The 21,227-nt window shown below is 63.6% G+C and carries 23 protein-coding genes and 1 tRNA gene; 12 read left to right on the forward strand and 12 right to left on the reverse strand.

Going from position 1 to position 21,227, the window contains the following annotated elements:
• Positions 1-639: exodeoxyribonuclease III (locus HCZ87_RS13400; RefSeq protein ID WP_167644388.1), on the reverse strand; the 639-nt coding region annotated here is incomplete at its 3' end.
• Positions 640-999: 360 nt separating this feature from the next.
• On the opposite strand from HCZ87_RS13400, the gene HCZ87_RS13405 reads away from it, so the two are divergent.
• The 3 genes from HCZ87_RS13405 (at position 1,000) to HCZ87_RS13415 (ending at position 3,329) form a co-directional block, all read left to right on the forward strand.
• Positions 1,000-1,221, forward strand: coding sequence for a DUF6749 family protein (locus HCZ87_RS13405; protein WP_167644389.1), 222 nt, complete (start codon positions 1,000-1,002; stop codon positions 1,219-1,221).
• A gap of 366 nt (positions 1,222-1,587) precedes the next feature.
• Entirely contained in the window at positions 1,588-2,364 is a 777-nt protein-coding gene (locus HCZ87_RS13410) for a hypothetical protein (protein WP_254868641.1), read from the forward strand.
• Positions 2,361-3,329 carry a DMT family transporter gene (locus HCZ87_RS13415; protein WP_167644391.1) on the forward strand — a complete coding sequence of 323 codons (969 nt, stop codon included), beginning with the start codon at positions 2,361-2,363 and terminating at the stop codon, positions 3,327-3,329. The genes HCZ87_RS13410 and HCZ87_RS13415 overlap by 4 nt, the downstream gene beginning before the upstream one ends.
• A gap of 63 nt (positions 3,330-3,392) precedes the next feature.
• Here the strand turns inward: HCZ87_RS13415 and HCZ87_RS13420 are convergent, their stop codons facing one another.
• Positions 3,393-3,716, reverse strand: coding sequence for an iron-sulfur cluster assembly accessory protein (locus HCZ87_RS13420; protein WP_167644392.1), 324 nt, complete (start codon positions 3,714-3,716; stop codon positions 3,393-3,395).
• Between the two features lie 98 nt (positions 3,717-3,814).
• Between HCZ87_RS13420 and HCZ87_RS13425 the strand changes: the two genes are divergently transcribed.
• From HCZ87_RS13425 to HCZ87_RS13455, 7 genes are all read left to right on the forward strand, one after another.
• Positions 3,815-4,957: a deoxyguanosinetriphosphate triphosphohydrolase gene (locus HCZ87_RS13425; RefSeq protein WP_167644393.1), complete on the forward strand. Its 1,143-nt coding sequence runs from the start codon at positions 3,815-3,817 to the stop codon at positions 4,955-4,957.
• A 217-nt stretch (positions 4,958-5,174) separates the two neighbouring features.
• A complete protein-coding gene (gene argS / locus HCZ87_RS13430) occupies positions 5,175-6,917 on the forward strand; it encodes an arginine--tRNA ligase (RefSeq protein ID WP_167644394.1) in 1,743 nt (580 codons plus the stop codon).
• A gap of 247 nt (positions 6,918-7,164) precedes the next feature.
• The gene (locus HCZ87_RS13435; RefSeq protein ID WP_254868642.1) at positions 7,165-8,325 is read left to right on the forward strand and encodes an SPOR domain-containing protein; all 1,161 of its coding nucleotides are present in this window, start codon (positions 7,165-7,167) and stop codon (positions 8,323-8,325) included.
• Positions 8,325-9,326: a beta-N-acetylhexosaminidase gene (gene nagZ, locus HCZ87_RS13440; protein ID WP_167644408.1), complete on the forward strand. Its 1,002-nt coding sequence runs from the start codon at positions 8,325-8,327 to the stop codon at positions 9,324-9,326. The genes HCZ87_RS13435 and nagZ overlap by 1 nt, the downstream gene beginning before the upstream one ends.
• Positions 9,319-10,122 carry a ScpA family protein gene (locus HCZ87_RS13445; RefSeq protein ID WP_167644396.1) on the forward strand — a complete coding sequence of 268 codons (804 nt, stop codon included), beginning with the start codon at positions 9,319-9,321 and terminating at the stop codon, positions 10,120-10,122. Before nagZ ends, HCZ87_RS13445 begins: the two co-directional genes overlap by 8 nt.
• Positions 10,119-10,805 carry an SMC-Scp complex subunit ScpB gene (gene scpB / locus HCZ87_RS13450; protein ID WP_167644397.1) on the forward strand — a complete coding sequence of 229 codons (687 nt, stop codon included), beginning with the start codon at positions 10,119-10,121 and terminating at the stop codon, positions 10,803-10,805. Before HCZ87_RS13445 ends, scpB begins: the two co-directional genes overlap by 4 nt.
• A gap of 134 nt (positions 10,806-10,939) precedes the next feature.
• Positions 10,940-11,128: a hypothetical protein gene (locus HCZ87_RS13455; RefSeq protein ID WP_368484124.1), complete on the forward strand. Its 189-nt coding sequence runs from the start codon at positions 10,940-10,942 to the stop codon at positions 11,126-11,128.
• On the opposite strand, the gene HCZ87_RS13460 is transcribed toward HCZ87_RS13455, so the two are convergent.
• From HCZ87_RS13460 to HCZ87_RS13500, 9 genes are all read right to left on the reverse strand, one after another.
• Complete coding sequence (locus HCZ87_RS13460; RefSeq protein WP_167644399.1) at positions 11,079-12,278, reverse strand: MFS transporter; 1,200 nt, start codon at positions 12,276-12,278, stop codon at positions 11,079-11,081. The two genes, HCZ87_RS13455 and HCZ87_RS13460, sit on opposite strands and share 50 nt — an antisense overlap.
• A gap of 121 nt (positions 12,279-12,399) precedes the next feature.
• On the reverse strand, positions 12,400-13,479 hold the full coding sequence (locus HCZ87_RS13465) for a 2'-deoxycytidine 5'-triphosphate deaminase (RefSeq protein WP_167644400.1): 1,080 nt from the start codon (positions 13,477-13,479) through the stop codon (positions 12,400-12,402).
• A gap of 167 nt (positions 13,480-13,646) precedes the next feature.
• Positions 13,647-13,723, reverse strand: a tRNA-Pro gene (locus HCZ87_RS13470).
• 109 nt (positions 13,724-13,832) lie between these two features.
• Positions 13,833-15,704, reverse strand: a complete 1,872-nt coding sequence (locus HCZ87_RS13475; RefSeq protein ID WP_167644401.1) for a MerR family transcriptional regulator — start codon at positions 15,702-15,704, stop codon at positions 13,833-13,835.
• Positions 15,705-15,818: 114 nt separating this feature from the next.
• Entirely contained in the window at positions 15,819-16,121 is a 303-nt protein-coding gene (gene ihfA / locus HCZ87_RS13480) for an integration host factor subunit alpha (protein WP_167644402.1), read from the reverse strand.
• Positions 16,122-16,208: 87 nt separating this feature from the next.
• Positions 16,209-17,180 carry a beta-ketoacyl-ACP synthase III gene (locus tag HCZ87_RS13485; protein WP_167644403.1) on the reverse strand — a complete coding sequence of 324 codons (972 nt, stop codon included), beginning with the start codon at positions 17,178-17,180 and terminating at the stop codon, positions 16,209-16,211.
• 14 nt (positions 17,181-17,194) lie between these two features.
• Complete coding sequence (gene plsX, locus HCZ87_RS13490) at positions 17,195-18,322, reverse strand: phosphate acyltransferase PlsX (protein ID WP_167644404.1); 1,128 nt, start codon at positions 18,320-18,322, stop codon at positions 17,195-17,197.
• Positions 18,323-18,363: 41 nt separating this feature from the next.
• Positions 18,364-18,570 (reverse strand): 50S ribosomal protein L32, encoded by a 207-nt coding sequence (gene rpmF / locus HCZ87_RS13495; protein ID WP_005623419.1) that lies wholly within the window; start codon positions 18,568-18,570, stop codon positions 18,364-18,366.
• Between the two features lie 276 nt (positions 18,571-18,846).
• Positions 18,847-19,401 (reverse strand): DUF177 domain-containing protein, encoded by a 555-nt coding sequence (locus HCZ87_RS13500; protein WP_167644405.1) that lies wholly within the window; start codon positions 19,399-19,401, stop codon positions 18,847-18,849.
• Between the two features lie 85 nt (positions 19,402-19,486).
• Between HCZ87_RS13500 and HCZ87_RS13505 the strand changes: the two genes are divergently transcribed.
• Complete coding sequence (locus HCZ87_RS13505; RefSeq protein WP_167644406.1) at positions 19,487-19,957, forward strand: outer membrane protein assembly factor BamE; 471 nt, start codon at positions 19,487-19,489, stop codon at positions 19,955-19,957.
• A 168-nt stretch (positions 19,958-20,125) separates the two neighbouring features.
• Complete coding sequence (locus HCZ87_RS13510; RefSeq protein ID WP_167644407.1) at positions 20,126-20,896, forward strand: GNAT family N-acetyltransferase; 771 nt, start codon at positions 20,126-20,128, stop codon at positions 20,894-20,896.
• A 134-nt stretch (positions 20,897-21,030) separates the two neighbouring features.
• Here the strand turns inward: HCZ87_RS13510 and HCZ87_RS20875 are convergent.
• A partial coding sequence (locus HCZ87_RS20875; protein WP_217701962.1) for a hypothetical protein occupies positions 21,031-21,227 on the reverse strand: 197 nt, incomplete at its 5' end.

Genomic DNA, 21,227 nt, shown 5'->3' on the forward strand with positions numbered 1-21,227 from the left:
CCAGAAACTATAGTGACCGGGGCCGCGGGTGCGGGCGCGAAAGGCGTCGGTGAAGCCCAGGTTCACGATCCGCTGATAGGCGGCGCGGCTCTCGGGGCGGTGCAGCGCATCCTCGCGCCAGGCCTCGGGGCGCTTTGCGTCCTCCGCCTGCGGGATGATATTGTAATCGCCAGCCATCAGCGCCGGCGTCTCCTCCGCGATCAGCGCCTCGGCGCGGGCCTTCAGGCGTTCCATCCAGGCAAGTTTATAGGCGTATTTGCCCCCCGCCACGGGTGCGCCGCTTTCGTCCAGCTCCACCGGGTTGCCATTGGGCAAATAGAGCCCGCAGATCCGCAGCGCCCGTTTCCCCACCACCGTGGCCTCGATCCAGCGGGCCTGTTCGTCGCTGTCGTCGCCGGGCAACCCGCGACGCACATCCTCCAGCGGCAGTTTTGACAGGATCGCCACGCCGTTGAAGCTCTTCTGCCCGTGGGTTTCCACGTTATAGCCGCGATCCTCGAACATGTCGCGCGGGAAGGCCTCGTCGACCGACTTGATCTCTTGCAGCACGGCGACATCCGGTTGCGCCTCATCCAGCCAGTCCCCCAGCGCATTGATGCGGGCCTTGATGCCGTTGATGTTGAAACTGGCGATCTTCATGGTCGTCTCCGTGCTGCGCTGCGGTCGTCGTTCTATCGCTGAAATCCGAGTCTGCTGCAAGCGCTGCCAGAGAATCGCTTTGCCGTCGCGCTGGGGCAAAAAGGCTCGCGGTATTGAGCAGTGCCGCAATTATATACGTACAACCCTAGGTGATTGTATTGACGTTTTGCATTCTTGTGCGTGTGAATATATTCGTGGATATCCTGTGTGCAAGTCGAATTGCTTTCGAATAACAATTTTCTAATGGGCGGAGTTAATGTTGTATTTGTAAATTTTTATATATCATCATTTATTATTGCCTTGATTGTTTTTGAATTGGTGGCAGGCTTTGGATGTTGTTAATCCAGAAGGGGAAAAGCCATGGCTGCTCTGAAAAAACAAACCGCTGTCGTCGAGATGGAAACCGGTGCTTTCACCGGCGAGAATGTGGGGCTGTTCAGCTCGACCTGCCTTGGCGATGAGTTCGCTGGTGAACATGTATCTCTCTATAGCTCAACGTGTATTTCCGGTGCCGAGACCGATATGCACAAGGGCGATGCGACGCAAATGGTGTCTTCGACCTGCCAGCCTGCGTCGAAGTAATCTCACCGGATGGCGATGGGTCCGTGATCTCGGGCCCATTGTCACGGTTTTCGAATATGTTAATTGATCGGGTGTCGAATGGGACAGGTTCTGTCTTTTGCGAATGCGCAGGCGCGCGGGGGGCGCGGGAATGTATCGAATCTGATTGACAGCTTCGCGTCATTTCGCCGCGAAAGGCTGGATGTGCTCTGGCTGAAAGAGAATGCAGAGCTTCTCAATGTATTGGAAACCTCAGATTGTAAAATAAAAGAATGCGATTTATCACAGCTGCTTCCTTTTTATGAAGGAAGCCTGAGGCATCTTAATTTTTTCCGCCAATATTATCGTTTTATTCTGTCGATCTGCCTCGATCTTGAGGCGCTCGGCGTGCCCGGCGAGCGGGGGGCGGTGATGGCGGAGTGGATCGCGGGCCAGGGTGTCGCCGAGAGCGAGCTGTCGGACCTGCAACGGGCCGAGGCCCGCCGGTTGCTGGCACGCCGAGGGGTTGATCTGAACGGCACCGAGGGGCTGAGCGACCGGCTGAGGGCCTTCATGCGCAACAGCACCGCCTTTGCCGTGCCCAACCGCAAGGCCGCCTATGAGCTGACCCATGTGGTGTTTTACCTCAGCGAATATGGCCGCGCGCCGCTGGCGCTGGACCCCGAGGAACGCCAGAGCCTGCTGTTTGCCGGGTTGATCGCCTATCTGGACCAAGACGCGGATCTTCTTGCGGAAATCTGCATCGCGCTGCGGTTCTGCGGTGAACAGCCCCCCGCCGATTGGCAGGGCTGGCTGGAGCAGCATACGCGGGGGTTTGCGCTGCAAGAGGGGCAGGGGCATGGTGGTATGGATGACTACCATCCGTATTTAATGTGCAATTGGCTACAACTTCAGGTTGGACGTGAGGCCTTTTCTCATGCACAATGCAGGGGCATGATCAGGTTTGATGGGCCAGGGCGTCTTGGGGCGTTGAGAGGTGTATCCATGGCACTATATACATTGCTGGATCAGGGGCGGGGCGGCTGGAGCCATCTGCGCTCACAACTTCTGGGCGTTCTCAGTGCAGAGGAGGCCGCGATCCTGCGTGGCGCCGAAGGCAGTACCGAGGTCTTTGAGCCGTTCTTTGAGACCTTTGCGAGATTTGGCCAGGTGGGCGCTGCATGAGGTCTTTGATCCCGGGCGTGCTGGCCGTTCTGGTCTATACGGGGCTGATCGCCACGGCGGACGGGATCGCAAAGCTGATGTCCTCCGGCTTTGCTTCGGCGCAGCTGTTTGCGGTCTCTGGCCTCTTGGTGGCGACGCTATGCGCCATCGTGAGCCGGGTGCAGGGCGATCCGGCGCGGCTTGGCACGACCTGTCCCCGCGCGATGGCGCTGCGCTCTGGCGCGACGGTCTTGGCCGTGACCTGTTTCTACTATGCCTTTCGCTATTTGGCGCTGGCCGAGGTCTTTGTGTTCATCGCGCTGATGCCGTTGCTGGCGGCGATGATGTCGGGGCTGATCCTCAAGGAGCGCATCGGGCCGAGCGTCTGGCTGGCGCTTGCCCTTGGCACCATTGGGCTCTTGGTGATGCAGCCGGGGGTGAGCGTGGGGGGGGTGACCGGATCGGCGCTGGCGATCGGGGGCGTGTTCTTTGGAACCTTCTCGATCGTCATGGCGCGCTATATCAGCGGCCATGAAAACAACGTGCTGGCGCAGGTGTTTTATCCGAATTTGACGCTGGGGCTGGTGATGCTCTGCATTCTGCCCTTTGTCTGGCGCCCCATGGCGGGCAGCGACTGGGGCTGGGCGGTCTCTTATGCGGTGGTGCTGTTTGCTGCGCGCTGGTTGCTGGTGCTGGCACTGCGGGTCTTGCCCGCCTACACGGTGACGCCGCTCCTGAATTTGCAATTTGTCTGGATGGCGCTGATTGGGTTGATGTTTTTTGGCGAGACCCCGCACCCGAGCACCTATCTGGGCATGGTGGTCGTGGCCATCTCCGGGCTGTTCCTGATCTGGGATCGCATCCGGGTTGGCCGTGCGGTGGCAAAATCCACGGCGATCATGACATCGACGCCCATGGTGCGCGGTCACCGGATTGCGCGCTCCCTGCGATTGCAGCGATGCGAGCCGAGCCAATCCACGCGGTGAGGCGCGCCGCGCCGATACCCGCCGGCGCCCGCCCCTTTTGGTGCGATCAACAGAATGGGCGGTTTACATGGAAAACGACGTGCCGCAGCCGCAGCTGGAGGTGGCATTTGGGTTCTCGATGGTGAAGCGCGCGCCGATCAGCTCTTCGGTGAAATCAATCACCGCGTTTTCCAGAAACGGCAGCGAGACCTCATCGACCACGACTTTCTGCCCCTTGCCCTCCAATACCAGGTCGTCGGATTTGGGGGCGTCCAGCGCGATTTCATACTGAAAGCCGGAACAGCCGCCGCCCTCGACCGCGATGCGCAGCGCCTGGCCCTGATCCGCGGCGCCGATCTCGGCAAGCCGGTCAAAGGCGCGTTCCGTCACTTTTGGGGGCAGGTGCATCTGGGTTTTCTCCGATGGCGTGTTGCAGCGTTACCCTAAATATAGAAAGGTGCGCGCGCGGCACAAGATTTCGCATGAGATTTCCGAGGAATAAAGCCATGTACGCGCCCTATGCCACATTGCCGGATCGCTCTCGCGGCCGGCAGGTCCCGGAGGAAGAGAGCAGCTTTCGCTCGCCCTATCAGCGCGACCGGGACCGGATCATCCACGCCAGCGCCTTTCGGCGGCTCAAGCACAAGACGCAGGTCTTTGTCGAACATGAGGGCGACAATTACCGCACCCGGCTGACCCATTCGATCGAAGTGGGGCAGGTGGGGCGGACCATCGCCGGGGCGCTGGGGCTCAATCAGGAACTGACTGAGGCGGTGGCGCTGGCCCATGATCTGGGACATACGCCCTTTGGCCATACCGGCGAGGATGCGCTGCACGAGATGATGGCGCCCTATGGCGGGTTCGATCACAATGCCCAGGCGATCCGCATCGTCACCGCGTTGGAAAAACACTATGCCGAGTTTGACGGGCTGAACCTCACCTGGGAGACGCTGGAAGCCATCGCCAAGCACAATGGCCCGGTGCTCGGCGAACTGCCCTGGGCGCTGGCGGCCTGCAATGCGCAGCTCGATCTGGAGCTGCACACCCATGCCAGCGCCGAGGCGCAGGTGGCGGCTCTGTCCGATGATATTGCCTATAACAACCACGATCTGCACGACGGGCTGCGGGCGGGATTGTTCAGCGATGACGACATCTGCGCCCTGCCGATCATCGGTCCGGCCTATGCAGAGGTGGACGCAAAATACCCCGGCCTCGATGTCAGCCGCCGCCGCCACGAGGCGCTGCGCCGGGTGTTCGGCGTCATGGTGGGCGATGTGATCGACACCGCCCGCCAGAAGCTCATGGCCTCCGGTGCACAATCGGTGGAAGAGGTCCGGGCGCTGGATCATGCGGTGGTGAGCTTCTCCCCCGCAATCTGGGCCCAGCTCAAGGAAATCCGCGCATTCCTCTTTGCCCGCATGTACCGCGCCCCCTCGGTGATGGAGGTGCGCGCCCGGGTATCAAAGGTGGTCAAGGCCCTGTTCGCCTGTTACCTGGCGCAGCCCATGGCGATGCCGGAACGCTGGCACGAGGATCTGCGCGCGGCAAAAAACGATCAGGATCGCGCACGGATCGTGTCGGATTATATCGCGGGGATGACGGATCGCTTTGCCTTGCAACTCTATGAGCAGCTCGACCTTGAAGCATAAGCCCAAGCGAGGCTCTGCCTCGCGCTCCGGGATATTTGAGGTTAGAAGAAAGACGGGCCGCTGTGTTCCTTCTTCTAACCGAAAATATCCCGGGGGTGAGCGCCCAAGGGGCGCGAGGGGGCTGGCCCCCTTTGTCCGGCGCGCTTCTGCGTTCTCCGGTTGACCCTGAGCGCGCCCCTCGGTATCCGCTGGGGTTGATACCAATGGGACGCCAGACATGAACCTCTTTACCGATATCCGTACGCTTGTGATCGACAGCCTTGCGGCCATGACGGCCGAAGGGGCCCTGCCGGAGGGGCTTGATTTTGCCAATGTGGCAGTAGAGCCGCCCCGCGATGCCGCGCATGGGGACATGGCGACCAATGCGGCGATGGTGCTGGCCAAGCCCGCAAAGATGAAACCGCGCGACATTGCCGAGGCGCTGGCCGCCAAGCTCGGCGCGGACAGCCGGGTGAGCGTGGCCGAGGTTGCCGGGCCGGGGTTCCTGAACCTGCGGCTGGATCGCTCTGTCTGGCAGTCGATCCTCGGCAAGGCGCTGAGCGAGGGCACGGGCTATGGCCGCTCCGACATGGGGCAGGGCAAACGCGTCAACGTGGAATATGTCTCCGCCAACCCGACCGGGCCTCTGCACGTGGGGCACACGCGGGGCGCGGTCTTTGGCGACGCGCTGGCGAGCCTGCTGGATTATGCCGGCTATGACGTCACCCGCGAATATTACATCAACGATGGCGGCGCGCAGGTCGATGTGCTCGCGCGCTCGGCCTATCTGCGCTATCTGGAGGCGCACGGCCAGAGCGTTGAATTCCCCGATGGCACCTATCCGGGCGAATACCTCAAGGATGTGGGCGTCGCGCTGAAAGAGAAATACGGCGATCAATTCGTCGGCCAGCCCGAGGACGTCTGGCTGGAAGAGCTGCGCAATTTCGCGACCGAGATGATGATGGATCTGATCCGCGAGGATCTGGCGCTTCTGGGCGTCGAGATGGATGTCTTCTACTCGGAAAAATCCCTCTATGGCACCGGCAAGATCGAGGCCGCGCTCAAGAGCCTCGATGACAAGGGGCTGATCTATGAGGGTGTGCTGGAGCCGCCAAAGGGCAAGAAGCCCGAGGATTGGGAGCCGCGCGAGCAAACCCTGTTCAAATCCACCGATCACGGCGACGATGTGGACCGTCCGGTGAAGAAATCCGATGGCGGCTGGACCTATTTCGCGCCGGATATCGCCTATCATTATGACAAGGTGAGCCGGGGCTTTGACGAGCTGATCGACATCTTTGGTGCCGACCACGGTGGCTATGTCAAACGGATGAAAGCGGCGGTTTCGGCGCTGTCTGACGGCCGCGTGCCGCTGGATGTGAAGCTCTGCCAGCTGGTCAAACTGTTCAAGGACGGCCAGGAATTCAAGATGTCCAAACGGGCCGGCACCTTTGTCACCCTGCGCGACGTGGTGGAGGCCGTGGGCGCGGATGTGACCCGCTTCATGCTGCTGACGCGCAAGAACGATCAGGGGTTCGACTTTGATCTCGACAAGGCGCTGGAGCAATCCAAGGACAACCCGGTCTTTTACGTGCAATATGCCAATGCGCGGATCAACTCGACCCTGCGCAAGGCCACCGAGGCCGGTGTTGCCTGCGATGACGCCACCCTGGCGGCGGCGGATCTCAGCCTGCTGGATCATGAGGCGCAGCTGGCGGTTGCGCGAAAAATTGCCGAGTGGCCGCGCCAGGTGGAAATCGCCGCGCGCAGCAATGAACCGCATCGGATCGCCTTTTTCCTCTATGATTTGGCGTCTGATCTGCATGCGCTCTATCACCTTGGCAAAAGCGACAAAAGTTTACGTTTTGTTAACGAGAGCAGCCAATCGGCAACACATGCCAATTTGGCGCTGGCCCGGGCCGTTTCCATTGTCATTTCCGCCGGGCTTGGTATTCTTGGCGTCAAACCAGCGCAGGAGATGTGACGCCAAAGTCACCCGAACCGCTGGTCCGAGGCAGAACAAGAGACCCGACGCACCTGTGCACCCCGCCCGAAACGATGGCGGGCTGCGGGTGGCATAGGGCAGTGAGGCGGATATGGCGTATTTTGCACAGGTGGGCGCGCGGGCTCCCTCATCTAACGGCGACGGCGAGTCCGGTGGCAGCGCATTTGATCCTTTCTCCTCTCATCAATATTCACGGGGGCCTGCGCCGGTGGCGGAACCTGCGCCCATGCAGGAACCCGTTGCCGAGACCTCCTTTCCGAATTTCGGCCTGAGCCAGACGCCAAGCGTGTCGATCGGCACGTTTTCCGGTGCGAGTTCCGCTGGCGCGGCGCAGTTTTCCGCTGCGGATCGCTACCCGGAGGCGGGGTATGATTACGTTGGCGATTACGGAGATGGCTATGCTGCGGACGAGGAGGCGCTGTTTGCGCCCGAGCCTGCGGCGCGCGGCGAGCTGGGCCGGATGGCGGTGTTTCTGGGCGCAGCGGCATCATTGGCGCTGGTCGCGGCGATCTCTGTCTGGGGCTACAAGCTGATCATGCGCGATGTGAGCGGCGTTCCGGTGGTCAGCGCGGTGGCCGGTCCGATGCGCGTCGCGCCCGAGGATCCGGGCGGCGAGATGGCCAACCATCAGGGGCTGGCGGTGAATGCGGTGGCCGCAAATGGCACCGCTGAGGCGCCCGCAGATACATTGCGCCTGGCCCCCGAGACGATTGCCCTTACGGAAGACGACCAGCCCGTCCCGACATTGACCCAAGCCGCCGAGGCCGAGGCCGCGCTTGAGGCGGAATATGCCGCCGAGGAGAGCGCCGAGCTGGCCGCCGCCGAGGCTGCCGAGTTGATGACGCCGATCGAGCGGCGCAGCAGTGATATCGACGCGCTGGTGGCCAGCCTGACCGAAGGCGCGGTGCCGCTGGAGGATCTGCAAGAGACCTCCGCCGGCGCTGGCATGTCAGAGCTGACCTCCGCCTCTTCGGTGGCTGGTGCGACGCAGATTCCGGCGGCGATTCGCAATGCGCCCGGTGTGCGTGAAACCCTGCGCCCGCGGGTGCGCCCGGCGCGCTTTACCCCGGCTCCTGCCGTGGCAGACAGTGCCGCAGCGCCGCGCACCACCGAGATCGACCCGGCGAGCCTTGCCGTGGGCACGCGACTGGCGCAGCTGGGCGCCTATGAAAGCGCCGAGGTGGCGCGTAGCGAATGGACCCGGATCAGCGCGCGATTCGGTGAATTCTTTGAAGGCAAACAGCGGGTTGTTCAACGCGCCGAAAGCGGCGGTCGGATCTTCTATCGGCTGCGCGCGCATGGGTTTGACGATCTGTCGGACGCGCGCCGCTTCTGTTCCGCACTGGTGGCGGGCAATGCCGATTGTATCCCGGTGTCGATGCGCTGATGCGGTTTGGCGCGACGATCCTCGATGCGGAGGGGCTGCGGCTCTCTGCGGATGAAAAGGCGCTGTTCCGCGAGGCAGCGCCTTTCGGCTTTATCCTCTTTGCCCGCAATATCGACAGCCCCGATCAGATTCGCGCGCTCTGCGACGAGCTGCGCACGGCGGCAGGGCATGATTGCCTGATCACCATAGACCAGGAAGGCGGCCGGGTGCAGCGGCTGCGCGGCCCGCGCTGGCGGCAATGGCAACCGGCGCTCGACCATGTGGCGCGCGCCTCGGATCCGCTGCGGGCGATGTATCTGCGCGCCCGGCTGATCGCGGCGGAGCTGCACGCGCTCGGCATCGACAGCAACTGCGCGCCGCTGGCCGATATCGCCACCAAGGACACCCATCCGTTCTTGCGCAACCGTTGCTATGGGGCCGACGTGGAGGCCGTGGTGGCCTTCGCCCGGGCAACCGCCGAGGGGCATCTGGATGGCGGCGTGCTGCCGGTGATGAAACATATCCCCGGCCATGGCCGCGCCACCCTGGACAGCCACCTTGACCTGCCTCATGTGACCGCCCCGGCTGAGGTGCTGCGGGATGTGGATTTTCAGGCCTTTGCGGAGCTTGCCGATCTGCCGATGGCGATGACCGCGCATCTGGTCTATGACGCCTTTGATGACCGGCCCGCGACGCTGTCGCCGGTGATGATGGAGGTCATCCGGCACGAAATCGGCTATAACGGTCTGGTGATGACCGATGATATCTCGATGAAAGCGCTGAAGGGGGCGCCCCACGATCTGGCCCGACAGGCGCTGGAGGCGGGCTGTGACGTGGCGCTATTGTGCAATGCACCCCTGGCCGAACGTGCCGCCGTGGCCGAGGCCGCCGGGCGGATGACAGAGCTCGCGCAACGCCGCGCCGAGGCGGCGCTGGCCTGGCGTGACAGCCCGCAGCCGCTTGACACAGAGGCCGCTGAAGCGGAACTATCTGCCCTCATGGGCGGACAGGTTTATGGCTGACAGCGACACGCTATTCCCGAATGAGGGGCCGGTTTCGGTCGCGGAACGGCTGGAGGCCGAGGCTCTTGTCGTGGATGTCGAGGGCTATGAGGGGCCGCTGGATCTGTTGCTGACGCTCTCGCGCACGCAGAAGGTGGACCTGCGCCAGATCTCGGTCTACGAGCTGGCGCGGCAGTATCTGAGCTTTGTCGAGAAGGCCAAGGAGCTGCGCATCGAGCTGGCCGCCGATTATCTGGTGATGGCGGCCTGGCTGGCCTTTCTGAAATCGCGGCTGCTGCTGCCGCCGGACACGAGCGAGGAGGGCCCCTCGGGCGAGGAACTGGCGGCGCATCTGGCCTTCCAGCTGGAACGGTTGCAGGCGATGCGCGACATGGCGGCGCGGCTGATGGGGCGGGACCGGCTGGGGCGGGATTTCTTTGCCCGCGGTCAGAGCGAAGACATGCAGCGCATCAAGACGGTGACCTATACGGCGAATCTTCTGGATCTGATGCAGGGCTATGCGCGCATCCGCACCAAGGATGACTTTCGCCCCTTTGTGATGGACCGCGACAGCGTCTACACCATGGAAGAGGCGCTGGAGCGGATGCGGGGGCTTTTGGGCTTTACCGGCAGCTGGACCGATATGCTGAGCTACCTGCCGGATGGCTGGCACAGCGATCCGGTAAAGCGGCGCTCGGCGACGGCGGCGACCTTTGCGGCCTCTTTGCAATTGGTGAAGGAAGGGAAGATGGAAATCCGCCAGAGCGAGTCATTTGCGCCCATTCAACTGCGCAACCGGCCAGAGGAACAGGAATGAACGACGGCGTGGACTATAGCAGCGTGGCTGCGGAGGCAAAGGAGCAGGCGCGCGACAGCCTGTTTGACGCGCCCCCGATGGCGGAGCAGGAGCGCATGGTGGAGGCGGTGCTTTTTGCCAGCGCCGAGCCGGTGACGGTGCGCGATCTGGTGTCGCGCATGCCGCATGGCTGCAACCCGGTGGAGGCGCTGGAATATCTGCGCAAACGCTACGAGGGGCGCGGGGTGCGGGTGGTGCAGGTGGGCGATGCCTGGGCGATGCGCACGGCGCCGGATCTTGGCTTTTTGATGCAGAAGGAGACGGTCGAGACCCGCAAGCTCTCGCGTGCGGCGATCGAGACGCTTGCGATCATTGCCTATCATCAGCCGGTGACCCGGGCCGAGATCGAGGAAATCCGCGGGGTTTCCGTGTCGCGGGGCACCATTGACCAGCTGCTGGAGATGGAATGGATCCGGCTCGGGCGGCGCAAGATGACGCCGGGGCGGCCGGTGACCTTTGTGGTGACGCCGGTGTTCCTGGATCATTTCGGGCTGGAGAGCGCGCGGGATTTGCCGGGGCTGAAGGAGCTGCGCGCCGCGGGCCTTTTGGAAAACCGCCCGCCGCCGGGGGCGATGGCTCTGGGGCAGGGCGAAGAGCGCGAGGATCATCACGACGAGGAGCAGCCAGAGCTGTTCGGGGATTGAAACAGGCGCGCGCGCTGCGGATATGTCAAGAAATCGCCGCAGTCGCGCTGTATCCACGGGCGCGCCGTGCCCGCCGCCAAAGCGGGACGTAAACCGAGGGGAGAGAACCCATGGGATTTGACCGGATCATACAGATGATACTGCGCCGCCTGATTGGCCGCGCGGTGAACGCCAGCGTCGATGCGGGCATCAACGCCTTTTCCAGGCGCGGCGGCAAGGGGCGCGCGCAGCCGAGCCCGGAAGAGCAGGCAGAGCGCGAGCGCATTCGCGAAATCAGGCAGGCGCGTCGGGCACGTCGGGCCGAACAGGATCAGAACCAATAAGGCCACCGCGCCTGAGGCTGAGCGCCTCTATCGCCTCCATTGTGGTCAGCGCGGCAGAGATCAGCACGCAGCCCAGAATTCCCAGCATCTGATAGCCGAGCCCGCCAACAAAGGGCGCGGCAAACACACAGAGATAGGTGCTGGTGGAATAAATCCCCATGATGGCGCCGCGCTGACGCGGATCCAGCGCCGTGAGCCGGGCCACCAGCAGGTTCAGCGCAAAATGCTGGAAAATCCCCCATGGCACCGCCAGCGCCAGAAACAGCGGATAGCTGCCGTTGAGCGCCCCCATGGCGAGATAGACCAGCGCCAGCCCAACAAAAACCGGCGTGGTGGCGCGCGCCATGCCGATGCGGTCCAGCAGCGGGTCCAGTAACACGGCGCCGCCAAAACCCAGCCCGTAGATCAGCGGCACGAGCCCGGCCTGACCGGTGCTGAGCCCAAGCGCCAGCGTGGCATGGGCGCCGGTGTAGGAATAGGTGACGTAGAAGCTCAGCATCAAGCCGACCGAGGCCAGAATGCCGCGCCCCATGCCCTTGACCCGCAGAGCGCTGAGCGGCGAGCTGGCAGTGCCGCCGTCGGGCGTGTCCAGCCGCGCCAGAGGGCCGCTGAGCGCCCAGACGAGGGCGCAAAGCCCTGCCAAAACCGCGTAGATCATGCGCCAGCCGATCAGATCCGCGCTCCAGGCGGCGAGGCTGACGCCCAGGACCAGCGAGAGGGTCCAGCCGGTGAGCACTGCGCCCACCACGCGCGCCTCGCGCCCCTTTGGGGCAATCACCGCCGCCATTGTATAGATCGAGGGCAGCGCCGCGCCGCCGGCAAGCCCGCAGAGACCCTGCGCCGCGATGAGCGCCACTAGCGAGGGCGCAAGCGCGCTGCTGACAAAGCCAAGCACCAGCGCCACCAGGGACATGCGCAGCAGCCGCCCGCTGCCGATCCGGTCGCCCAGTGGGGCCAGCAGCAGCGCCGCGGCGGCCACCCCAAGCCCGTAACCGCTGGCGGCCCAAAGCACCCGCGCCGGGCTGGCGCCAAGATCGGCGCCGACGCTCTGCACCAGCGGCGACAGCAACAGAGCATTGGTGCCGACAATGGCGATGGCGCACATCAGCGTTGCAATGGAAATCCAGAGCGGCGGGGCAGAGCTGGGCATGGCAGGGAACCTAACAGGGGGCAACGGCGGATGAGACACCCGCGCGCATCTTGTTACAGCCACGCCTCGCAGGGTCAAGCCATTGCACGCCTGTGCAGGGCGGCCTTTGGCGCGGGGCGAGTCAGCTCGGCGTCTTGAAATGTTTGGAGAGTTTCAGCCCCTGTCCCTGATAGTTCGAGGCAATCCCCGCACCATAAAGCTGCTGCGGCAGCTCGGCCATGCGTTCATAGACCAGACGGCCCACCACCTGCCCGTGTTCCAGCACAAAGGGCGCCTCGTGGCAGCGCACCTCCAGCACCCCGCGCGACCCGGCCCCCCCGGCGGCGGCATGGCCGAACCCAGGGTCAAAGAACCCCGCGTAATGCACCCGGAACTCGCCCACCATGGCCAGATAGGGGGCCATTTCGGCGGCGTATTGCGGCGGGATATGCACCGCTTCGCGACTCACCAGAATATAAAACGCGCCGGGGTCGAGGATGATATGGCCGTTGTCGCTGCGCACTTCCTCCCAGTAGTCGCGGGGGTCGTAGACGCCGATGCGCTCCAGGTCGATGACGCCGGTATGCGGCTTGGCGCGATAGCCGACCAGATCGGTGCCGGGCAGGCGCAGATCGACGGAAAAGCCAAGCCCGTCCTCGATCACCGCGTCGCCATCGACCAGCGGTGTGCGCGCATGCAGCGCGCGCAGCGTGTCGTCATCCAGCACCGACTGGCCATCGCGGAAGCGGATCTGATTGAGCCGCATGCCGGGGCGGGCCAGCACCGAAAAGGAGCGCGGGCAGATCTCGGCATAAAGCGGGCCGCTGTAGCCGGCGCGAATGCGGTCGAATTCCTCGCCGCCATCGGTGATGGTGCGGGTCAGCAGATCCAGTCGCCCGGTGGAGCTCTTGGCATTGGCGACGGCGGTCACATGGGCGGGCAGATCCAGCGATTCCATCAACGGCACCAGATAGACGCAGCCCTTTTCCAATACCGCCCCTTCGCGGAGGTCGATGCGGTGCATTTCGAACTCTTGCAGCCGCTCTGCGACGGTGCGGCCCTGACCGGCGAGGAAAGACGCGCGCACGCGGTAGGCCACGGTGCCGAGGCGCAAATCAAGGCTGGCGGGCTGGATCTGACCATCGAGCAAGGGCGCGGCGAGTTTGATCTCTTGCCGGGCTAGCATGGTTTCGATCGTCTGGCTGGGCAAAACACCGGTCATCTGCCGTTCCCCCTGATGGCGTCATCTGATCCAGGGGATGCTGACGCAAATTGCCTTATGCCTCAATCGCCTTGTTGGGGTTGGTGGGAAAATCCTTTGAAAACCAACGACAAGGCAGGCAGCGGATACACAAACGCCCGAGCGTTGACCGCTCGGGCGTTTTGATATGGTCGGGCTAGCAGGACTCGAACCTGCGACCTTCCGTCCCCCAGACGGACGCGCTACCAGGCTGCGCCATAGCCCGTTGAGGGGCTTTCTACCGCTTTTTGCGGCGGGGGCAAGGGCGATTCTGTGTTTTTTGACAGGTTTTTAAAACAGGAGCCAATGCAGAGGGAAAAAGCGCGGAATCCCCCTCAGGACAGGCAGTTGCGCAGGTCGCGAACGATCTCGGCCAGTGCGCCGCGCGCGTCGGGCGGCAGGTGCTCCAACGCGGAGAGCCGCGACAGCACGCCGGCACTCATCGCGCCCCCGGCGCTGCTGTCCGCCTCCGGTTGCGGCGTTGCGGCAGGCGCAAGCGGCGGCATTGGCTCGACTGTATCGTCGTCGGGCGCCATCTGCTGCTGGGCGTTGAGAGGGCTCTCGGCGGGCGCGTCGGTGGGATCGGTGTGATCGGCGCGCTCCGCCACGTCGGCATCTATGTCGTCATCCGCAGCTTCGGGCATGTCGGCGCTTGGGAAGGCGGGGGCCATTGGCGCAGAGCCATCCTCAGCCGGGGCGGGCGGCGCAGCCAGGGCGTCTTCAGTCGGTGCGGCGGGAGCGTCGGGATCTGGTTTCAGATCAGGCAGGTCCAGCGGGGTTGTTGCGGTATCGCCGCTCTCATGCGGCGGCTCATCGACCAGAGCCGCCTGGGCCATTGCGGCGGCAAGCTGGTCTGTGACCTCTGAGGCAGGCGCATCGGCGCGCGGCTCGGCGAGCACTGGGGCAGCGGGCTGATCCGGGTCAGAGGGGTAGGCGGCGCTGTCATCCGCTGGAAGATCTGCCGCTGCGGCGCCATCATCCTCGACCAGATGCGCCTCCTCCGCGGTGATGGGCTCTGGTGGGGCGACTGGCGCGGCGTCCGGCGTCGTCAGAGGCGCATGATGGCTGTCGTCCGCGGCGTCGGTCTCCTCCTGGGGGGCGCCGGGGCCCTCTTCTGCGACGCCTTCTGCGACGCCTGGCTCAATCGCTGTCGGGGGGGGCGTTGCAAAATCGTGATCAGCGGCGGGCTCCAACGGCGGGGAAAGCGGTTCTGGCGATGTGGGGCTGGGCGCGCTCTCGGGAGTGGCGGGCGGCAGGTCAGATTCGGCCACGTCCGGGGCGCCAAAAAAGTCCTGCTGGCCGGGGATCGCGGGCGTGGGGCTGGCCGAGCGGGGCGCGCTGGCGGTAGAATGCGGCAGGTCACGCGCCGGCGGGGCGGCATCGGGCAGGTCAAGCGGCATCGCGATTTGCCCAGCGGGCACCGGCGGCTGCTGAGGCTGGGCGCGCTCGTCTGCATCGGCTGTCGGATGCGCCGCTGTATCCGCGCTGGGTTCCGGCGGCGTCTGGGAGGGCTGCGGCTCGGCGGGCAGGGCGCTTGCGGGTGCAGCAGCCGGGACATCAGAGGCTGAAAGCTCCGCGGCCGCCATGTCGCCGCCGGGCTGTGGGGGCATTTCCCCAGTGGCGGCAGTCATCGACGCGGTGGCTTCTGGCCCCTCTGGTGCGGGCGCTTCTGTGGTCTCGGCAGGCCCCGCCGTGGCCTCCGTTGCATTCGAAACCGAATCTGACGCCGGGGGTGCGGGAGACGGGGCGGGCGCAGGGGGAGAGAAGGGCGGTGGCGTTGGCGGCGCTGCTTTGCGCGCAACCTGTTGCGGCTCTTCCTCCAGGGGATCCCGGTCCACCGGCTTGGGGCGGGGCTTTTGCGTGTCTTGCTCTGCCGGATCAGCCCATTTGCTGGGCGGCGGCGTGTCGGCCTCTTGCTCGGCTTCTTCGGGATCGAGGGGTTTGGACAGGTCCTGCACATGCTGCACGCCCTGTTCCCGGATCAGCGCCTGGACCTCTTTGATCGACAGGCCCTTGTCATGCAGCAGATGCTGAATGCCGCCGAGCAGCAGCATGTCGGAGGGGCGGTAGTAGCGACGCCCGCCCGCGCGTTTCACCGGTTTGACCTGAGTGAACTTGCTTTCCCAGAATCGCAGCACATGGGCCTGTATCTCCAGCCAATCCGCGACTTCGCTGATGGTGCGAAAGGCGTCAGGAGACTTGGACATATGGCGACCCTTTGATTGCTGCCGGGGTGTCCCAGCGGGCGAATTTCTATCGTTTCCATCCGGCGCAGTCCAGACAGGTACAACACCGGTCTGGCCTGTTTACACGGGGAAAGTTTACTTCCGGTTGCCCTCGGCGACGCGGTCTTTCATCAGGTGAGACGGGCGGAAGGTCAGCACCCGGCGCGGCTGGATCGGGACCTCTTCGCCTGTCTTCGGATTGCGGCCGACGCGGGCGGATTTATCACGCACGCTGAAGGTGCCAAAGGACGAGATCTTGACCTGCTCGCCGCGCACCAGCGCATCGGACATATGTTGCAGCATGCTCTCGACCAGCTGCGCGCTTTCGTTGCGTGACAGGCCGACCTCGCGGAACACGGCCTCGCTCAGGTCCATTCTGGTAATCGTTTTTTCTGTCATTGCCATCCCCGTTGTTTCTAAAAACAATAGGGTGAGGGTAATTTCACTGTCAATATCAATGAATTGCAAGCTGCCGTTTAGGCCGGATTACCACCGTAATACCACAGCACCCCAAGCCAGCCCGCCGCCGATGGCTTCGGTCACCAGGAGATCGCCGGGTTTGATCTGGCCACGAGCTGCCCCGACCGAGAGAGCCAGCGGGATCGACGCGGCGGAGGTATTGCCGTGATCCTGAACGGTCACGACCACCTTGTCCATAGGCAGGCCCATTTTCTTGGCGGTGCCCTGAATGATGCGGATATTGGCCTGATGGGGCACGATCCAGTCCACATCCTGGGTGCCAACCCCGGCGCGCTCCAGCGCGGTATGGGCGGTTTTTGCAAGCTTTTCCACGGCATGGCGGAAGACCTGATTGCCCTGCATGCGCAGATGGCCGGTGTTCTGGGTCGAGACGCCGCCGTCCACATAAAGCAGATCCTTGTAGCGCCCGTCGGAGTTCAGGTCGGTGGCCAGAATGCCACGGTCGTCGCTGGTACCTTCGCCTTCCTGGGCTTCCAGCAGCAGCGCACCGGCGCCATCGCCGAACAACACGCAGGTCGAACGATCGGTCCAGTCCATGATGCGCGAGAAGGTCTCGGCCCCGATCACCAGCACGCGTTCTGCCTGGCCGGAGGCGATCAGCGCGTTGGCATTGGCGAGCGCATAGACAAAGCCCGCACAGACCGCTTGAACGTCAAAGGCAAAGCCGGAAGTCATGCCGAGCTGCGCCTGAACCATGGTGGCGGCAGATGGAAAGGTGAGATCGGCGGTGGAGGTGGCGACCACGATGGCGTCCACATCCGCGGCACTGCGGCCTGCGGCCTTGAGCGCGGCCTCGGCGGCGCGGGTGGCCATATTCGATGTGGTTTCGCCCTCGGCGGCGAAATGGCGCCGCTCGATACCGGAACGGGAGCGAATCCATTCGTCTGAGGTCTCCAGCGTGGCCTCGAATTCCGCGTTTTCAACAATGCGTTCGGGGAGGTAGTGCCCTGCGCCAATCACCACTGCGCGTCGCGTCATTCGTTGCCTGCCTTCTATTCCTTGCTCCCGGATTTAGAATCGTCCGGGCTCCGCGCGGTGGCGGACGTCGCGTCATCTTGGGCAAGCTCTACGGCGGATGCAACCCGGGCTGCGAGCTTTTCCGCAAATCCTTGATTCGCCAGCAGAAATGCCAGTTTTATCGCGGCCGAAACACCGGTGGCATCGGCGCCGCCATGGGATTTCACAACGGTGCCGTTGAGGCCGAGAAAGATCCCGCCGTTGACGCGTCGCGGGTCGATCCGCTTGGACAGCCGCGACAGCGAGGTATAGGCAAGCAGGGCAGCCAGCCGCGACAGGATCGAATATTCAAACGCATCTCGCATGGCAGAGCGCAACAGGCTTGCGGTGCCTTCGCCGGTCTTGATCGCAACATTGCCGGTAAAGCCGTCGGTGACGATCACATCGGCGATATCGCCGGGAATATCGCTGCCTTCGACAAAGCCGACGAATTCGAAATTCGCCTTTTCGGCGTTCTGGGCGATGAGGTTATACGCCTCTTTCAGCTCGGCGCGGCCCTTGTGCTCCTCGGTGCCCACATTGAGCAGGCCCACCCGAGGGTTGGGGATGTCCATCGAGTTGCGGGTGTAGGAGGTGCCCATCAGGGCATATTGCAACAGATCCTGCGCATCGGCGCGCACATCGGCCCCGACATCCAGCATCACGTTGAAACCCTGCGGATTGCGCGAGGGCCAGAGAATCGCAATCGCCGGACGGTTCACCCCCGGCAATTTGCGCAGGCGCAGCATCGACAGCGCCATCAGCGCGCCGGTATTGCCGCAGGAGACAACGCCAGCCGCCTCGCCGCTGCGCACGGCCTCAAGCGCGGACCACATGCTGGTCCCCTTGCCGTTGCGCATGACCTGGCTGGGTTTGTCTTCCATCGTGACCACATCGCGTGCGTCACGAATCTCGACCCGGCCCTTCAGGTGTTTCCTGCGGGCGACGAGCGGTTCTAGCTGCTCGATGGGGCCATGCAAAAGAAACCCGATATCCGGGTTCTTTTGTGCGGATTTGGCGACACCGGCGACCACAACGGCCGGCCCGGCGTCACCACCCATGGCGTCCACCGAAATCACGGTGCGGCGGGCATTTGCCTGCGATGGAGCGGTGTTACCCGTCATGCGACTGCGTGCCTGCCTGGCATCCGTGATCCCGTTTTGACTCAGGCTGCGTCTTCGTCCAGGTCGATCTCGTCGGCCTGAGCAACGATTTCCTTGTCGTCATAGTGGCCGCAGGAGGGGCACACGTGGTGAGGACGACGCAGTTCACCGCAGTTGGAGCACTCGTTCGGGTTTGCAGCAACCAGTGCATCGTGCGCGCGGCGGTTGTTGCGGCGCGATTTGGATACTTTGTTCTGTTGGACAGCCATGTCTCAACCTTTGTCTACTGGGGCCGTCGGGCGCAGATGCCGTCGGGCGCGTTTCATGTTTCCGTGTCAATCGGTCTGACGGGCGGTGTGACGTGCGTTTAGGACGCCGCCTGTCCGATGTCCAACCAAAAATTCCGATGAGCGCGCGAAAATACTTCGAATCTTCACCTGCGCAAGCGGTTTTTTAAAAGAGCGCAGGGCAGAGGGCCAGTGCGAAAATCCTGCCCGCGCAAATCAGGGGCGACCTGTGCCCATGCCAGCCTGCCGCGGGTGGCGTCAATCCTTGGCGGGATCCTCCGGCTTCAGCAGATCCGCCAGACCTGCAAAGGGGCGGGTTTCCTCGTCGGTCATCGGCGCGGTGCCCGGCTCGGCGTGGATATGCTGGCCCAGCTCGGCGCCGGGCTTGCGCGGATATTGCGGCAGGTTCAGGGCAACGCTTTCCACCATCACCTCAAAGGCGTCGATCACCTCGCCAAGAGGCTCGATGCTGTCGTCCTCGGGCATTTCGACCTCTTCTTCGCCGCTCGGCAGGTCGATACGGGCAAGGAACAGGCGCTGGACCTCGGTATCCACACGCGTTGTCACCGGCTCCAGCGTGACCACGCAGGGCTGCACCACGGTAAAGCCGAGCTTGCCGCTCAGCGCCCAGTCCCGTTTGCCACGCGCGCTGATCTCGCCCTCAAAGCGCAGTTTACGCAGGGCATCAACGCCAAGTTCCGCCGCCAGGGACTGCAACTCCGGCTTTTCAGGGCTGAGCGTGAACCGCGTTATGCGGTTTTGCGGCAGGTCGGCGACGCGAAAAGCGGCGGGTTTGGAGGGATCAGAGACCACGTATTCACTTTCATTTCTTGAACCAAAGGCCCGGTTTAGGTAATCGGGACTTCAGTCTTAATCAACCCGAAGGGCAAGGACGCATATGTTTGCAAAGGCAAAGACCGTAAAAACCTCACTGCGGGCGGCGTTTCTTGTCGGGATACTGACCAGCCTTGTGGCCTGCACCGCTCAGTATCGCAAGCATGGCTGGGTGCCGGGGCCGGACCTTCTGAGAGAGGTGGTCGTGGGCGTCGATACCCGCGATTCGGTTGCGGAAACCGTTGGCGAACCCACCATCGACTCGCTGGCGGATGACAGCGGGTACTATTACGTGACCTCGCGGATGAAATATTACGGCAGCAAGGCGCCGAAGGTGGTCTCGCGGGATCTGGTGGCGGTGACCTTTGATTCCCGGGGCGTGGTGGACAGCGTGCAGCGCTATACGCTGGCGGATGGCCGCGCCATACCGCTGGAGCGCCGGGTGACCGATTCCAGCATCCAGGACAAGACCTTCCTGCGCCAGCTCGTTGGTAACCTGGGCAACATCAACCCGGGCAGCTTTTTGCAGCAATAGGGCCGGGGGTCGGGCAGGCCGTCGGCGCTCCACGAACGCCGGGGTGACATCGTCACGTGGGAGTCACATGTTCCGTGATACCCATGCCCCGACTCGCGTGCGGGTGGCCGGGGTGTTGGACCCTGTGATTGAAAGCTGAGCAACCATGATCATGAGGAGACCCCGGCAATGACCGCTCCGTCTTGTGCGCCGCGCCCGGGCGACGCGCCTCATATCCTCCTGAGCAAGGGGCGCTATCGGGCCAGGCTGGCCCATTCCCCTGCGGATCTCGCGGCGGCGCAGGCGTTGCGCACGCTGTGTTTTCGCACCCCACAGATCGACAGCGATGCCTTTGACGCCAATTGCGCGCATGTGCTTGTCGAAGACAAACGCAATGATGCGCTGGTCTGTTGTTTTCGCATGCTGGTGCTGCAGGGCGGGGCGGAGGTCGCGCGCAGCTATTCCGCGCAGTATTACGATCTCTCGGCCCTGGAAGGGTTCGAAGGGCGCATGATCGAGATGGGGCGCTTTTGTATCCATCCCGCCTGGACCGACCCGGATATCCTGCGGCTGGCCTGGGGCGCGATGACCACCTATGTGGATCAGAACGACGTGCAGATGTTGTTTGGGTGCGCCTCTTTTGCGGGGACCGAGACCAAAGACTATCTTGACGCTTTTGCCATGCTGAAACACCGCCATCTCGCGCCCAAGCGCTGGCTGCCGCGTGTAAAGGCGCAGAATGTGTTTCGTTTCGCCGCGCGCCTAAGGCGCAAACCGGATGCCAAAAAGGCGATGCTGCGCATGCCGCCGCTGCTGCGCAGTTATCTGATGATGGGCGGCTGGGTCAGCGATCACGCGGTGGTCGACACCCATATGAACACGCTTCATGTCTTTACCGGGCTGGAGATTGGCGCCATTCCTCCCGCCCGCAAACGCCTGCTGCGCGCGGTGGCTGGCTAGGGGTAGAAGGCTGGGGCGCAGGCTCTCCCGCCCGTCGCCAAGGCATCACAGATGCCATGGCTCCCGTTGGGCCCGGCGCGCCGCCTGTCGGCGGCGCGGTCGCTGTCGTGCCCAGAGAGCCCCCTTTCATCTTTTCAAAAATATCCCGGAGCGCGAGGCAGAGCCTCGCAAATCGCCATCATATCCGCAGGCCGCCGCTTCTGCGATTGACGCGCCAGCATCGCCGGTTTAGCTCGGCTGTCATGGCACGTATTCCTCTTCTTCAAATGACCGGCATTTCGCTGACCTTCGGCGGCGACCCGGTGTTTTCCGATCTCGATCTTGTGGTGCA

This window comes from Phaeobacter sp. HF9A (assembly GCF_011806385.1).
Taxonomy (GTDB): domain Bacteria; phylum Pseudomonadota; class Alphaproteobacteria; order Rhodobacterales; family Rhodobacteraceae; genus Epibacterium.

Bases quoted from the DNA above. Each gene is read 5' to 3' on its own strand.
- HCZ87_RS13405 (WP_167644389.1), top strand. From the start codon at position 1,000: ATGGCTGCTCTGAAAAAACAAACCGCTGTCGTCGAGATGGAAACCGGT.
- HCZ87_RS13415 (WP_167644391.1), top strand. From the start codon at position 2,361: ATGAGGTCTTTGATCCCGGGCGTGCTGGCCGTTCTGGTCTATACGGGG.
- HCZ87_RS13420 (WP_167644392.1), bottom strand. From the start codon at position 3,716: ATGCACCTGCCCCCAAAAGTGACGGAACGCGCCTTTGACCGGCTTGCC.
- HCZ87_RS13425 (WP_167644393.1), top strand. From the start codon at position 3,815: ATGTACGCGCCCTATGCCACATTGCCGGATCGCTCTCGCGGCCGGCAG.
- argS (WP_167644394.1), top strand. From the start codon at position 5,175: ATGAACCTCTTTACCGATATCCGTACGCTTGTGATCGACAGCCTTGCG.
- HCZ87_RS13435 (WP_254868642.1), top strand. From the start codon at position 7,165: ATGCAGGAACCCGTTGCCGAGACCTCCTTTCCGAATTTCGGCCTGAGC.
- nagZ (WP_167644408.1), top strand. From the start codon at position 8,325: ATGCGGTTTGGCGCGACGATCCTCGATGCGGAGGGGCTGCGGCTCTCT.
- HCZ87_RS13445 (WP_167644396.1), top strand. From the start codon at position 9,319: ATGGCTGACAGCGACACGCTATTCCCGAATGAGGGGCCGGTTTCGGTC.
- scpB (WP_167644397.1), top strand. From the start codon at position 10,119: ATGAACGACGGCGTGGACTATAGCAGCGTGGCTGCGGAGGCAAAGGAG.
- HCZ87_RS13455 (WP_368484124.1), top strand. From the start codon at position 10,940: ATGATACTGCGCCGCCTGATTGGCCGCGCGGTGAACGCCAGCGTCGAT.
- HCZ87_RS13460 (WP_167644399.1), bottom strand. From the start codon at position 12,278: ATGCCCAGCTCTGCCCCGCCGCTCTGGATTTCCATTGCAACGCTGATG.
- HCZ87_RS13465 (WP_167644400.1), bottom strand. From the start codon at position 13,479: ATGACCGGTGTTTTGCCCAGCCAGACGATCGAAACCATGCTAGCCCGG.
- HCZ87_RS13475 (WP_167644401.1), bottom strand. From the start codon at position 15,704: ATGTCCAAGTCTCCTGACGCCTTTCGCACCATCAGCGAAGTCGCGGAT.
- ihfA (WP_167644402.1), bottom strand. From the start codon at position 16,121: ATGACAGAAAAAACGATTACCAGAATGGACCTGAGCGAGGCCGTGTTC.
- HCZ87_RS13485 (WP_167644403.1), bottom strand. From the start codon at position 17,180: ATGACGCGACGCGCAGTGGTGATTGGCGCAGGGCACTACCTCCCCGAA.
- plsX (WP_167644404.1), bottom strand. From the start codon at position 18,322: ATGACGGGTAACACCGCTCCATCGCAGGCAAATGCCCGCCGCACCGTG.
- rpmF (WP_005623419.1), bottom strand. From the start codon at position 18,570: ATGGCTGTCCAACAGAACAAAGTATCCAAATCGCGCCGCAACAACCGC.
- HCZ87_RS13505 (WP_167644406.1), top strand. From the start codon at position 19,487: ATGTTTGCAAAGGCAAAGACCGTAAAAACCTCACTGCGGGCGGCGTTT.
- HCZ87_RS13510 (WP_167644407.1), top strand. From the start codon at position 20,126: ATGACCGCTCCGTCTTGTGCGCCGCGCCCGGGCGACGCGCCTCATATC.